Source organism: Rhodococcus marinonascens NBRC 14363 (genome assembly GCF_001894885.1).
Classification (GTDB): Bacteria; Actinomycetota; Actinomycetes; order Mycobacteriales; family Mycobacteriaceae; genus Rhodococcus_F; species Rhodococcus_F marinonascens.
On sequence record NZ_BCXB01000016.1, the window covers coordinates 1 to 15,834 of the forward strand.

Here is a 15,834-nt window from a genome sequence, read left to right on the forward strand (position 1 = left end):
ACTGCGCACCCGCGAGACACAACTCGCCCGCCACCCCCACCGGCACCGGCCGCAACCGCCCGTCGAGCACGAACGCCCCGGTGTTCCACACCGGTGCCCCGATCGGCACCGTCGCCGTGTCCGCGTCGGTGACCTCGTAATAGGTCACGTCCACCGACGCCTCGGTCGGACCGTAAAGGTTGTGCACCTCGACACCAGGCACCAGTGCCCGCATCCTCGACGCCGTCTGCGCCGGCAACGCCTCTCCCGACGCGAACACCCTCCGCAGGCTCGTGCACTGCGCCGCCGCCTGCTCAGCGAGGAAAACCGCCAACATCGACGGCACGAAATGCACGGTAGTGACCGACTGCTCACCGATCACCCGCCCGAGGTAGACCGGATCGCGGTGCCCACTGGGCTCGGCGATCACCAACCTCGCTCCGGTCTGCAACGGCCAGAACAACTCCCACACCGACACGTCGAACGTAACCGGTGTCTTCTGCAGCACCACATCGTCGCACCCGAGCTGGTACTGCCCCTGCATCCACGCCAGACGATTGACGATCGCCGCGTGTGTCACCCCCACGCCTTTCGGTCGACCCGTCGACCCGGACGTGAAAATTACATACGCCGTGTTCTCCGGGCGCAGCGGCGCCAACCGGTCACCATCGCGCACCGGACCGGCCGCAAGCCCGGACACATCCAGGGTGTCCACATCGACGAGCGGAACGCCCGCGGGCATCACCACCCGATCCGTGGTGGTGGTCAACACCAGCACCGGATCAACCGTGCCCACCACGTATCCGATGCGTTCGGCGGGCAGGTCCGGGTCGATCGGCACATACGCCCCGCCCGCCTTGATCACCGCATAAATCCCCACCAGCAGATCCACACTGCGTTGTAACACCACCCCCACCAACGATTCCGGGCCCACACCCGCCGAGATCAAATACCGGGCCAACCGGTTGGCGCGGGCATCGAACTCCGTGTACGACAGTGTCGTCCCGTCGAAGGTGATCGCCGGTGCATCCGGTGTCCGGGCGACCTGCGCGTCGAACAACCCCGCCAACGTCGCCGCCGGCACCTCATGGTCGGTCGCGTTCCACGTGGTAACCACCCATTCTCGCTCCCCCGGCGCGAGAATCTCAACATCACCGACCACAGCCTCGGCGTCCCGGGCCACGGCCTCGAGAATCCGGACGAACCGCCCGGCGAACCGGGTCACCGTCCCACGATCGAACACCCCCGGCTGATATCGCAGACTCAGCCGCAGTCGTGGTTCGAGAATCGACAGCAGCGTGATCGGATAGTGCGTGGCGTCGCGGGCATCGAGTGCGGTCACCCGCATGCCCCCGATGTCGGTGGTCTCGTCCAACCCGGAAGTGTCGATCGGGTACGACTCGAACACCGAGAGGGTGTCGAACAGAGTGCCCAGACCCGCCCGCGACTGGATCTCACCGAGACCGAGGTGGTGATGGTCGAGCAGAGTGGCCTGCTCCTCCTGCAGGCGGGCGAGCAGTCCGGCGAACGTCTCGTCCGAGTCCACCCGCACTCGCACCGGCACGGTGTTGATAAACAGTCCCAGCATGTTCTCCACGCCGGACAGTTGCGGCGGACGACCCGAGACGGTGGCGCCGAAGACCACGTCGTCGCGGGAGAGTAACCGGGACAACAGCACCCCCCACGCCGCCTGCACCACCGTGTTCATCGTGACCCCGACCCGCTCCACTACCGTGGTCATCCCGTCTAGCACCGCGGCAGGCAATTCAACATCGATTTCATGGGGCACACCGTAATGAGCCGTCGACGCCCGCGGTGCCAGCAGCGTCGGCTCCTCGAACCCGTCCAGCGCCAGTTCCCATGCCTGGGCCGACACGTCCGAGTCGCGGTTCGCCACCCAGTCCAGATACGTGCGGTACGAGGATGGCTCCGGCAGACCGGCCGTAGCGCCGTCATCCGCGTAGCGCACCAGCAACTCACGCACCAACAGAGGCATCGACCAGCCGTCGAGGATGATGTGATGATTCGTGATCACGAGCACGTATCGCTCCGGCGCGGTGCAGACCAGCGTCAGTCGCAGCAGCGGCGGGGTGTCGAGGCCGAACCGGGCGCTGCGGTCCTCGTCGAGAAGCCGCGTCAATTCCGCGTCGACGGCCGACCCGTGGCCGGTCAGATCCACCTCCTGGCACGGCACCTCCACTCCATCGACCACCAGCTGCGCCGGCACCCCGTCGTCGTCATAGACGAACGCGGACCGCAGATTCGGATGACCGGCCAGCAGTCCGGCCGCGGCGGAACGCAGACGGCCGGCGTCGACCGCACCCTCGAGGTTTATCCGCAGTTGCGCCGTATACACATCCACCGACGCCGCCAGAGACGCGTGGAACAGCAACCCCGATTGCAACGGCGACAACGACCACACGTCCTGCAGCGCCGGGAACCGCTCCTCCCAGCGCTCGATCTGCCGCTGGCTCGCCGATACCAGCGGAACGTCGGACGGTGTCAGCCCGCCGGTACCCGGCCGTGACGTGTGCGCGGCGAGTCCTTCGAGGGCGCGGCGCCACAGATCCGCCAACGCCGCAACCTGGGCCTCGTCGAGCACCCCAGCCGGAAATGCGAACGTCGCCCTGAGACGCGGTCCTTCGGCGTTGTCGTCGACGACTGCGTTGATATCGATCACGGACGCAACCGGCATGTCGGGGTTCTGGGTTCCACCGAGCTCACCGCTGCCCTCCACCGGCAGCCAGTCCGTCGTTCCTCCCGTGGTGGCCACTCGGCCCAGATAGTTGAAACTCACCTGCGGAGAGGGGAATCGGCGCAGGGCCGCCGATGTGTCCCCGTCCAGGTACCGCAGCATTCCGAACCCGATCCCGTGGTCCGGGATCGCGAGCAACTGCTCTTTGACGGTCTTGATTGCCTCCCCGGCCGCGCGGCCTCCCGCCACGGCGGCGTCGACATCGATTCCGGTGAGATCCAACCGTGTCGGATACAGGGTGGTGAACCAACCGACAGTGCGGGACAGATCCGCTCCGGCGACGACGTGCTCCTCGCGGCCGTGCCCCTCGAGGTTGATCAGCGCGTCCGAAATGTCGGCGCCCTGTTCCCGCCGCCAGGCGATCAGTGCGAGTGTCAGTGCGGTCAGCAACCCGTCTCCGACACTTCCGTGGAAGGCTTTCGGAAGCGTGGTGAGCAGTGCGCCGGTCACGCTCGGCGACACTTCGACGGTGACGGTACCGACGGTCGCGTCGACGTCGGTTGCGGGATCGAGTGGGCGCGAACCGATCAGCGGGTCCGAGCCGTCGAGGGTCTTCTCCCACAGTTCGAGTTCGTGCGTACGGTGCCGCACGACGTCGCACAAGCCGTGCGACCACCGCCGCATCGACGTTCCGACTTCCGGCAGAGCAGGAATCGAACCGGACTGGAGTTGGCTGCACGCCGACGCGAGATCTGAGATGAGAATGCGCCACGAGACAGCATCGACCGCGAGGTGATGCACCACCACGAGCAGCCGCCCGACGTCGTTCGGGACGTCGAACCAGACCATCCGCACCATGTCGGCAGTAGCCGGATCCAGGTGGTCGGCAGCAGCATCGAGTTCTGCGGTCGCCAGCGCGGTGAAGTCGTCTCCGTCCACCGTATCGATCGGCACCCGGCGGACCAGTGCTGGCGCCAGCACCGATCCGGGCGGCAGCACTTCCATGCCCTGCTGCCTGTCGTCTGCAGTGGACAGTCGCGCGCGCAACATGTCGTGCCGGTCGAGTACTGCCTCGACGGCTCGACCGAGGACCTCGTGGGTCAGTCCGGCGGGAGCTACCAGTAACAGCGCCTGGGAAAACCTATCGAGCCGTCCGCCGCTACGCTCGAGCATCCATCGCGTGACGGGCGTCAGCGGTGAGGGGCCGACACCACCGCCCGGCAACTCTTCGAGCGCGACCGCGTCGATATCGTCGAATCGCGCCGACTCGGCGAGACCAGCGACAGTTCTGCATTCGAATACGTTGCGGGGCGACAGGATTACGCCGGCGGCTTTCGCCCGGGCCACCAACTGTATCGACATGATGCTGTCGCCGCCGAGGGCGAAGAACGAGTCGTCCGCGCCCACCGAGTCCAGTCCGAGCACCTCCTCGAACAGTCCGGCGAGAAGCACCTCGGTCTCGGTTCGCGGCGGCCGACTTCCGGGCACTGCAGCCGCGAAGTCGGGCGCTGGAAGCGCCGTGCGGTCGACCTTCCCGTGGACCGTCAGTGGGAGCGCCTCGAGTATCACCAGCGCCGACGGCACCATGTATGACGCCAACCGTCCACCGATGAAGCCGAGGACGGCGCTCGTATCGAGCGTCACACCGGATTCGGGCACCAGGTAACCGATCAGCCGATCGGCGCCGCCGTCCTCGTTCCACACACTCGTCACGGCTTGAGCCACGTTGTCGTGGGCGAGCAGAGCCGACTCGACCTCACCGAGTTCGATACGGAAGCCCCTGATCTTCACCTGGGAATCGGTGCGCCCGAGATATTCCAACTGACCGTCGATTGTCCAGCGCACCCGATCGCCGGTGCGATACATCCGACTTCCCGCCGGGCCGAAGGGATCGGGAACGAAGCGTTCCGCTGTCAGCGGGAAGCGCCGCTGGTAGCCGCGCGCGAGGGCAGGACCTGCGAGATACAACTCCCCTGCAACACCCGCCGGCACCGGCTGCAGTCGCGAGTCCAGCACGACTTCCGCGAAACCGAGAGTGGGCGTGCCGATTGTGACCGGACTCCCCGGCACCAACGAGGCACTGATGCTCGACACGACCGTCACTTCGGTCGGCCCGTATGCGTTGAACATTCGTCGGCCCGGCGCCCACCGTGCGACCAGTTCGGGGGGACACGCCTCCCCTCCAGTCACCACACACTCGAGGCCGGTGAGACCGACAGGATCAATCGACGCGAGCGCTACCGGAGTGGCGAAGCAATGGGTGACCCGTTCGGCTTCCAGTAGCTGCGCCAACTCGACCCCGCCGTACACGGACGGCGGGGCGATCACCATCGTGGCCGACGAGCCGACCGCCAGCAGCAGTTCGAGAATGGAGGCGTCGAAGCTCGGCGACGCGAAGTGCAGTGTTCTGGACTCCGCCGTGGTCGCGAACGTGTCCTTTTCCTGCGCTACGAAGTTCGACAGCCCACGATGGGTGACCGCCACACCCTTGGGCCGGCCCGTCGACCCTGAGGTGTAGATCAGGTAGGCCGGGTTGTCGACGCGCACCATCGATATCCGCTCGTCATCGGTGACCGCCGTCGCCGGGTAGTTCGACAGCCTGTCGTCGAAGTCCGGTTCGTCGAGCACCAGGCACTGTGCCGCGGCGGGGAGTGCGGAACGATGCGCCGAGGTTGTCACACTCCACACGGCACCGGAGTCGGTGAGCATGTATTCGATCCGCGCAGCCGGATGACCCGGATCGACAGGAAGGAAGGCTGCACCCGACTTGGCGACCGCCCAAACGGCCAGAACGGATTCCAAGGATCGCGGCACGCACAGTGCGACGACAGATTCCGGGCCGACACCGTCCGCGATCAACATGCGGGCCAGTTGGTTCGAGCGCCTGTCGAGGTCGCCGTACCGGACCTCACGCCCTTCGAAGACCAACGCGACGGCATCCGGATCGCTCGCGGCCGCCTCCGCCAATAGATCCGGCAGCGTGCGGGTCGCCATTGCGGCACCGCCCGGCACCGGAATCAGTTCGGCACGCTCGCGGGCGTCGAGGATGTCGATGTCTCCCACCCGGGCGCCGGGGTCGGCGGTGACCGCCGCGAGGATGGTTGAGAACCGTTTCGCGAACCCGGTCGCCGTACTCTCGTCGAAGAGATCGGTCGCGTAGCCAAGCCCCGCGGTGATACCTGTCGGGTTGCCTTCGATGTCCACGTTCCTGGCCAAAGAGAACTGCAGGTCGAAGTTGGTGGTGTCGATCGCGAGATCGACACTCCGAATCTGCAGGTCGGGCAGTTCCAGCGTGGGGCGCTCGATGTCCTGGAACTCCAACATCACCTGGAAAAGCGGCGAGTACGCCGTCGACCGGGAAGGACTCAGCACCTCCACCACCCGTTCGAACGGGACTTCCGCATGGGTGAAGGCGCCCAGATCGGCTTCCCGAACGCCGTCCAGCAACTCGGCAAACGTGGCGCCCCCGTCAACGTGGGTGCGCAAGACCAGCGTGTTGACGAACATGCCCACCACGTCGTCGAGTGCGCGCTCACCACGACCGGCGACCGGCGTCCCGATGGGGATATCATCCGAACCGCTCAGTCGTGCCAGCAGGATCGCCAACGCGGCATGCAAAATCATGAACACCGTCGTATTGTGTTGTCGCGCAATGGACAGCACCCCGGCATGAACCTCGGGACCGATCACGAACTCGACGCGACCCCCATGTAGTGAACGGACCGCGGGGCGGGGACGGTCAGCAGGAAACTCCAGCACTTCGGGCAGGTCCGACAGCGTCGCGGTCCAGTAGGCCAGCTGTCGCGAAATCAAGGACGACTCATCGGATTCCGAGCCCAACCACTCACGCTGCCACAGCGTGTAGTCGGCGTACTGCACTTCCAGCGGCGCCCAATCCGGTGCCGAACCGTGCACTCGCGACACGTACGCGTCCATGACGTCGCGGGCCAGAGGCGCCATCGAGAAACCGTCGGCTGCGATATGGTGCACCACCACCGCGAGCACGTGCACGTCCTCGTCGAGGCTGAACAGGTGCGCACGCAAAGGGACCTGCTCCGTCACGTCGAACCCTGCGGACAGTACTCGCAGACATTGTTCGCGGAGTTCGGCATCACCCGACACGCCGATCGGAGCGAGATCAGGCGCTACGCTCGTCGCAGGCAAGATCACCTGGCGCGGTCCGTCGGCGGTAAGTGGAAAGACAGTGCGCACGGCCTCGTGCCGATCGATGACGTCGGCAACTGCCGCACGGAGTGCATTCACGTCGAGTCGGCCCTCGAGCCTCAACGCGAACGCGACGTTGTACGCGCTCGAAGAAGTGTCGAACTGGTTGATGAACCACATGCGCTGCTGAGGCAGCGACACCGGCACTTCCGCAGTACCTTCCCTCGGCTTCAGCGGCGGCCGGGATTCCAACCCTTCCTCCGACTCCGCCAGCGCCGCCAGGCCCGCCACGGTGGGCGCGTCGAACACGCCGCGAAGATCTATCCGGTCTCCGACAGCCGCATTGATCCGCGCCACCAACCGGGTGGCGATCAGCGAGTTGCCACCGAGGGTGAAGAAGTTGTCTTCCACACCCACCCTCGCGATTCCGAGCAGGTCGGCGACAACAGCGGCCACGATCTCTTCGATCGGACTCCGTGGTGCTATGAATCCCACCGCGGCGGACCCGAAATCGGGTGCAGGTAGTGCTTTCCGATCGAGTTTGCCGCTCGCGTTCACCGGGAGTTCGGCGAGCACGACCACCACCGAGGGCACCAAGTACCCGGGCAGCACCGGCGCGGCGTCCCCGAGGACGACCCGCCCGTCCACCACCGCCCCATCGGCCGGCACCACATACGCGGCGATGTAGTCGTCGCCGGTCGGCCCGTCACTGCGGACTACGACCACCGCCTGGGCTATGTTCTCATTCCGCAACAAGGCGGCCTCGATATCCCCCGGCTCGATCCGTTGACCACGCAACTTGACCTGGAAGTCGGTGCGGCCGAGGTACTCGAGCTCGCCGGCGGCATTCCACGACACCAGATCACCGGTTCGATACATTCGGTCACCCGTTGCACCGAACGGATTCGCCACGAAACGTTCGGCCGTCAAATCCGGCCGCGACACGTACTCCCGCGCCAGCTGCACACCCGCGAGGTACAACTCAGCCGCCACACCCACCGGCACAGGCCGCAGCCGTGCGTCGAGCACAAGTAGTCGCGTATTCCACACCGGCGCACCGATCGGCACTCGGACCGTGTCCGCGTCCGTAAACTCATGGAACGTCACGTCCACAGCGGCCTCGGTCGGACCGTAGAGGTTGTGCATCCCGACACCGGGCACCAGCGCCCGCATACTCGACGCCGTCTGCGCGGGCAACACCTCACCGGAGGCGAACACCCATCGCAGGCTCGTGCACCCCGCCGCCGCCCGCTCGGCAGTGAACACCGCCAACATGGACGGCACGAAATGCACTGCCGTCACCGAATGCTCGGTGATCGCTCCCGCCAGATACTGCGGATCACGGTGACCTTCCGGCGGCGCAACCACCACCCGGGCGCCCACCTGCATCGGCCAGAACAATTCCCACACCGACACGTCGAACGTAACCGGTGTCTTCTGCAGCACCACATCGTCGCACCCGAGCTGGTACTGCCCCTGCATCCACGCCAGACGATTGACGATCGCCGCGTGTGTCACCCCCACGCCTTTCGGTCGACCCGTCGACCCGGACGTGAAAATTACATACGCCGTGTTCTCCGGGCGCAGCGGCGCCAACCGGTCACCGTCCCGCACCGGACCAGCGGACAGCGCGGACACATCCAGGGTGTCGAGGTCGAGAACCGGGATCTCGCCCGGCACGTCGAACCCCTGTGGTCCGCCGGTCAGCACACACGCCGGTGAGGACATCTCGAGGACGTGTGCGATGCGCTCGGCGGGCTGGTTCGGGTCGATCGGCACGTACCCGCCCCCCGCCTTGATCACCGCATAGATCGCCACCAGCAGATCCGTGCTACGGCGAATCTGCACCCCCACCAGCGACTCCGGAGCCACGCCCGTCGAGATCAGATATCGGGCCAGCCGATTCGCACGGGCATCGAACTCGGCGTACGTCAGCACCGTCCCGTCGAAGGTGACCGCCGGTGCGTCGGGTGTGCAGGCGACCTGAACGTCGAACAACGCTGCCAGGGTGGTGCTCGGCACCTCGTGCACCGTCGAGTTCCAGGTATCGACCACCAACTCCCGCTCACCCGGCCCGAGAACCGTGACGTCACCGACCGGCACACCCGGCTCGGCGACCACACTCTCCAGGATCCGGACGAACCGCTCCCCGAACCCCACCACCGTCGCCCGGTCGAACACGTCCGACGCAAACGTGAACGATGCCGAGATTCCCGCGGCGGCACCCGCCTCGTCATACCGCTCCGCGAGCGTCAATTGCAGATCGAACTTGGACACAGCGGATTCGACCTCGACGATCTCCACCGACAGTCCTGGAAACTCCACATGGGCGGGCGCCGTGTTCTGGAACTCCAGCAAGACTTGGAACAGCGGTGAATACGCGGTCGAGCGACTCGGCGCGAGTGCATCTACTACGCTCTCGAAGGGCACCTCCGTATGATCGAACGCCGCCAGATCCACCTCGCGGGCGTGGGAAAGCACCTGGGCGAACGTCGCGTCAGGCTCCACCGCCGTCCTCAATACCAGCGTGTTGACGAGCATCCCCACGAGGTCATCGAGTGCTTCCTCACCACGCCCCCCGATCGGCGTCCCGATCGCAATGTCCCCGGACCCGCTCAACCGCGCCGATAACACCGCCAGCGCCGCGTGCATCACCATGAACACCGTGGAATCGTGTTGCCGCGCGAGCAGGAGAAGTTCCCGATGCAATTCCGCAGACACCGAGAACGATGTGGTCCCACCCTGCAACGATCTCTCCGCCGGCCTGGGTCGATCCAGCGGAAGGTCTATCGTATCGGGGAGACCGGACAGCGCCTGCTTCCAGTACTTCAACTGCGCCGACATCAGGCTGTCGGGATCCCGGTCACCGCCGAGGACGGCCCTCTGCCACAGGCTGTAGTCGGCGTACTGCACTGGAAGCGGGAGCCAATCCGGCGCCTGCTGCCGCACCCGCGCCGCATACGCGACCGTCAGATCACGGGCCAGTGGCGCCAGCGACCCCCCGTCCGCTGAAATATGGTGAACCACCAACATCAGAACGTGCTCGCCCCTGCCGGTCCGGAACACCGCACCACGTACGGGCACCCCTACGCTCACATCGAAGCCCTGAGCGCACAGTTCCACGATCCGGTCGCGCAACGCCTCCTCGCCCCCGACGGCCCTCGATGCCAGATCCGGAACCACCTGCGCGGGCGGAACGATCACTTGATACGGTCCGTCCACCGACGCCGGATACACGGTGCGAAGCGATTCGTGTCGTTCGATGACATCCCCCATCGCCGCCCGGAGCGCCTCCACATCGAGACTTCCTGACAAGCGAATCGTCATCGGAATGTTGTATGCCGGCGACGTGGTGTCGAACTGGTTGACGAACCACATACGCTGCTGTGCAAGCGAAAGCGGAATTCGATCCGGACGCATCTGTGCCACCAGGTTCGGGCGGTAGGTGCGATTGGTGTCAGCGCGCTCGATCCGCTCCGCCAACGATTCCACGGTCGGCGCCTCGAACAGGGTCCGCACACCGATATCGACGCCCAGTGCGGCATTGACACGCGAGATCACCCTGGTCGCAACCAGCGAATTTCCTCCGAGATCGAAGAAACTGCTATCGAGACTGATTCGTTCCACACCCAGGACATCCGCAAACACCCGCGCAACTGCCTGCTCCACCGGATTGACGGGAGCACGAAATTCGGTTCCCGTCGAGAGGAACTCTGGTGCCGGCAACGCTTGACGATTGATCTTCCCCGCCGGGGTCATCGGTATCTCGTCCAGTACCACGATCGCAGCCGGCACCATGTACGTCGGCAATCGTTCTCCGGCGTAGTCCTTCAGTTCGGCAGTCGCGAGCCGCTGCCCCGCTGTCGGCAGAACGTACGACACGAGCACCGCATCGCCGGAGGGCGCCGTTCGCGCCACCGTCAATGCAGTCCTCACGCGCGGATGAGCGTGCAGGACCGTGTCGATCTCACCTAGCTCGATGCGGAAGCCGCGTACCTTCACCTGAAAATCGCTGCGGCCCAGGTACTCGAGTGTGCGATCGGTTCGCCACCGCACCACATCACCCGTTCGGTACATCCGATCGCCAGGCGCCCCGAGGGGGTCGGCCACGAACCGTTCCGCAGTCAACGCGGTCTTGCCGTGATACCCCCGCGCCAGGGCGTTGCCCGAGAGATACAGCTCCCCGGCCACGCCCACCGGTACCGGTTTCAATCGCGCATCGAGTACGACCTCGTGGAATCCGCTGAGCGGACCGCCCAATGTGATGGCTCCGGCCGGTGCGATCGGTTCACTGATGTTCGACATGACGGTTGCCTCGGTCGGCCCGTACGCCTGGAAAAGCCTACGGCCGGGCGCCCACCGTTTCACCAGTTCCGGCGGGCACGCCTCGCCGCCGGTCACCACGTCCTGAAAGTCGGAGAGCCCGTCCGGCTCGATCGATCCGAGCGCAGCAGTAGCGATGAATCCGTGGGTGACTCGCTCAGTTTTCAGGAGCCGGGACAACTCGGCGCCGCCGTAGATCGTCGGCGGAACAATCACCATGGTTGCTCCGGCACCGAACGCATGCAGATACTCGGAGACAGAAGCGTCGAAGCTCGGCGTGGAGAAGTGCAGAGTCCGTGATGACTGCGTCGCTCCGAATCGTGAGCGCTGCTCGACCGCCAAGCTGTCCAGACCACTGTGTGTGACCGAAACCCCTTTGGGCCGGCCCGTGGAACCGGACGTATAGATTACGTAGGCCGTATTCCCCAGACGAAGAGGCCGCACCCGCTCGGCGTCGGTGACGACCGACACCGGCTCAGTCGCACAGAGAGCACGGAATCCGTCGTCGTCGAGCACCAGCCACGGAATCGAGTCCGGCAGCCGGGAGCGCTCGGCGGACACGGTCACGCCCACAGCGGCGCCGGAATCATCGAGCATGTGCTCGATGCGCTCGGCCGGATAGTTCGGATCCGCCGGCACGAATGCCGCGCCCGACTTGGCAACCGCCAGCATCGACAGGACCGACTCGATCGACCGCGTCATGCACAGTGCCACGCAGTTCTCCGACCCGATGCCGCGAGCGACCAAGACGCGTGCCAACTGGTTTGAGCGCTCGTCCAGCTCTCGATACGTCACGGCGACACCACGATAAGAAAGCGCGACACCGGCGGGAAATTCTCTTGCTGCCGAATCGAACAATTCAGGGAGTGTGCGTTCCGAACCGCTCGGTACACCATGGACCGGAACGAGGGCGGCTCGTTCGGTATCGGAGAGGATATCGATTTCGCCGACGTCGATCCCCGGGTCCGTGGTGACCGCATCCAGGATTCGGCGGAACCGCTCGCCGAGCCTGAGTACAGTTTCGGGATCGAACAGATCTGTGGCGAACCCGAGGGTCGCCGTGATTCCGGACGGGGTGCCGCCGGCGTCGAAAATCTCCGCCACGGTCACCCGGAGGTCGAATCTGCCGATCCCGGAGTGGGGAGGCACGGCGTCTCCGGAAGACACGGTGTTTCCGGAAGACACGGCGTCTCCGGCGGACACGGCCTTTCCGGAAACAGCTGTCCCGTCGCGGTGCTCGAACAGCACCTGGACGATCGGTGAATACGCGGGGGAATCGCCGACCTCGAGCGTCCGCACCAACCGCTCGAAAGGAACGTCGCGGTGTTCGAACGAATCCTCGTCGACCTCACGAACGTGGCTGAGCAGATTCGTGAAGGACATGTTCGATTGAACACGACTGCGCAGCACCACAATGTTCTGGCCCGCGTCCACCGTGGTCGGCGTTCCGATCGCCACATCAGAGGCGCCGGAAAGCCTGCTCAGCAAAACGGTCATTGCGGCATGTAGAACCGGGAAAAGGGCCATGCCGTTTTCGCGTGCCAGTGCGACCACTCGGCGATGAGTATCTGCACCGATGAGGAGTTCGACACGATCTGTGTTCTGGGACTGTGTGGCAGGTCGTGCCCTGTCGGAAGGCAGGTTGAGCAACTCGGGAAGACCCGCGAGCCGATCTCTCCAGTACTCGAGCTGCCCCGCTTCGGAGCGTAGTCGCTCGCCTTCGCGGGCAGTGGTCGCGTGAATCGTGGCGAGCCGGGCTTGCGGGTCTGCCTCGATGAACTCTTCCAGCAGTTCGACGAAGTGCCGGTGATGCGCCCGTAGCGCCGGATCCTCGTACCGGTTCGGATTCGCCCGGAAATCGACGAAGAGCCCAGCTGGAGTGCCACTTTGATACACGTTGACCAGAAGATCTTCTACCGGACCCGAGGTGATGATATGGAATTCGCCCACCAAGGAGCCCAGCTGAACCTCCTGAAGGAAGAGCATTACGTTGACCATGGGTCCGTACAGCGCGGGGCCACTGCCGGCACTCACATCGCGGCGGATGTCGTCGATACTGCACCGCTGATGCCGCAACGCACCCACCAACTCGCTCTGAACCCGCGACTCGAGTTCGGCGACCGTGTCCCCTTCGTCGACCGAGATCATCAGCGGCGCGACATTGACCATCATGCCGCCGGAATTGCGCAGCAATGACGTTGTCCGGCCGGACAACGGAACATTCACGAGTACGGTGTCCTTCGCCGTAGCGCGCGAAAGGTAGCAGGCAAAGGCGGCGATGATCGAGGCTGCGGCACTCGCGGTCGCCTGCCTGTCGGAACCCTGGAGGCCGGCAAGGGCCACCTCGGACAACGCGGCACTCTCGACTCTGCTCTCGGTGACTGCGGGAGCGGACTCGACGGCCAAGCTCGATCCCTCCACACCCTCGACCCGCCCCGCCCAGTACTCGCGATCCGCCAGGAATCGTTCGGAGGATCGGTTGCGGACGTCGATGTCATGCAGCTCGCGCAGGGGCACAGCTCGACTCGGATCCGGTTCGCGGCCGGCCACCGCGGCCGAGTACCGGTGCGCGATGCGGTTGACCATCGTCATGGCACCGTATCCGTCGAGCGCGACGTGGTGGATGCGGCTGTACCACAGGTAGTGCGACTCGCGCACGCACAGGATCGAGGTCTCGACGAGGCGATCCGAACTGAGGTCGAGTGGGGTCTGGTAGTCCTGGCGCATCCATTGGTGCGCGGCATCGACCGGATGGTCCGCACCACGAAAGTCGATGAAGTTGACCGGAATGTCGGTCGCATCGTCCACATATTGCATCGGCTGGCCGTCGACCTCGACGACCTTGAGGAAGGGCGACTGGAACTCGCGACCGGCCGCGACTGTTTCTCGTCGCAGCAGATCAACGTCGAGGTCGCCGTGTAACTCCACGTATTGCGCTATCGAGATCGGCACCGCGGGGTCGAGTTGCTGTGCAAACCAGGTCGCACGCTGCGCCGCGGACAGCGGGAAATGCAGTGCGCCCGAAATTTGTGTAGCCGGATTTCGCGAATCTTCAGGCGTCACGGTGATACCTCCGCGTAAGGTTTCCCCGACCGGCATATGTGTGGCCGTGTCCGGATCCGGGCTCGCAAATGCGAGAGGCGGAGACTTCTCCTCGCCCCCCGAATCGTTCGTTCCCGATCAACAGGGCACACAAGATCTCATGGTTGCACAGCTTGCGCGGCTCTGGTTGCCCATTCGTTCGTGGCGATACCGAGTCCAGGTCGAATGGGCTGCTTAGAGACCCATTCGAGACGGTCCTGATGCCGCGACCGGCGACGTCGTTCGGTGGGAGCTGAGCGCAAAGGTGACCAGACAAGCCCTGGACGATTTGTCACCGCCGACGATGTCGGCCCAGGTTAATTAGCCACTTTGTTCGACCAGATGGCGGGGTACGCTTGAGCTGGTGACCAACTACACACAACGCGCTCGGGACATAGCAGAGCGGGTGCTGCTACCAGCGGCCAACCCCGTCGACGGAGAGGGGAAGATCCCGCCCAGCCACTTCGAGGCGCTGGCCGCCGCAGGCTTCTACGGCATCAGCGCTCCCCCCGAGCTTGGCGGACCCGACTTGAGCATCGACGACCGGGCAGATCTCTTGGAAACCCTGAACGGAGGCTGCCTGGCCACCGCGTTCACCTGGGCGCAGCATGGCGGCCTCGTCACTCACCTGGCAACGTCGCCGAACACCGCACTGCGCGAGATCTACTGGGACGGCCTCGTGAACGGGTCCATCAAAGGCGGAATCACCGGTGCGGGCGCAGCCCCACAACCACCATTGCTATACGCGCGGCGCACCGACGACGGCTACGTTCTCAACGGTGTGGCGCCGTTCGTCACAGGTTGGGACATCATCGACGTCATCCTGATCTTTGCCCGCGACGAGATCGACGACTCGATCGTGGAGGTGCTCATCGACGCACGCTCAAGTAAAGGGGCATCCGTGCAGGCGCTGCCACTCATCGCTGCACGCGCGAGCAACACAGTCCGGATCCGATTCGACAACTTCCACGTCGCCAACGATCGGGTGTGCAACGTGATCACCCGCGACGAGTTCATGGCGGGAGAGATTATCCTTTCCAGGTTCAACGCATCGATGCCCCTGGGCATCGCTCGTCGGTGCCTGACAGAACTCGAGAAGCGGGAAGTCGACACGACCGAATTCGCGGCGCAGCTGTCGACCGTCCGCGACCATCTCAACGCCACATTATCCGGAGGATTTGACTGCCACCTAGCCCGAGCCGAGGCCATGGCGCTGGCAGTCCGGGCCGCCACAGCCCTCATGGCGGCCACGGGCAGCTCCTCGTCCGTGGAAGGCAACACCGCAGAACGACTCGTCCGTGAGGCGATGTTGGCCATGGTCGTGGGGTCGCGGCCTGAGATTCGCACCGCACTGCTCGGTCAGCTCACGGCGGCATCTTAAGTCAAGTGACAATGTGGCCGAAACTTGCCAACGGCCCCAGCTGCTGATCCCCTTGAACGGCTCACCAGTTCGCCGGCTCCGCTTGCGGCACAACATCACTGACCGTCCCTGACATGAAGGGCGGCCAATCCTACAGCGATGCCTGTGTATTCGATGATGGAACTGTGCACCCGATAGTGAAATTGCACTGAATGGCTACCGGCGCTACATG

Annotated in this window: 2 protein-coding genes; one reads left to right on the plus strand and one right to left on the minus strand. The window is 65.0% G+C overall.

What is annotated here, in order from left to right; translation table 11 throughout:
* Positions 1 to 14,260: non-ribosomal peptide synthetase (locus tag RM2_RS13265; protein WP_139277763.1), on the minus strand; the 14,260-nt coding region annotated here is incomplete at its 3' end.
* A 346-nt stretch (positions 14,261 to 14,606) separates the two neighbouring features.
* Here RM2_RS13265 and RM2_RS13270 point away from each other — a divergent pair.
* On the plus strand, positions 14,607 to 15,623 hold the full coding sequence (locus RM2_RS13270; protein ID WP_072689955.1) for an acyl-CoA dehydrogenase family protein: 1,017 nt from the start codon (positions 14,607 to 14,609) through the stop codon (positions 15,621 to 15,623).
* The last annotated feature ends 211 nt before the right edge of the window (positions 15,624 to 15,834 follow it).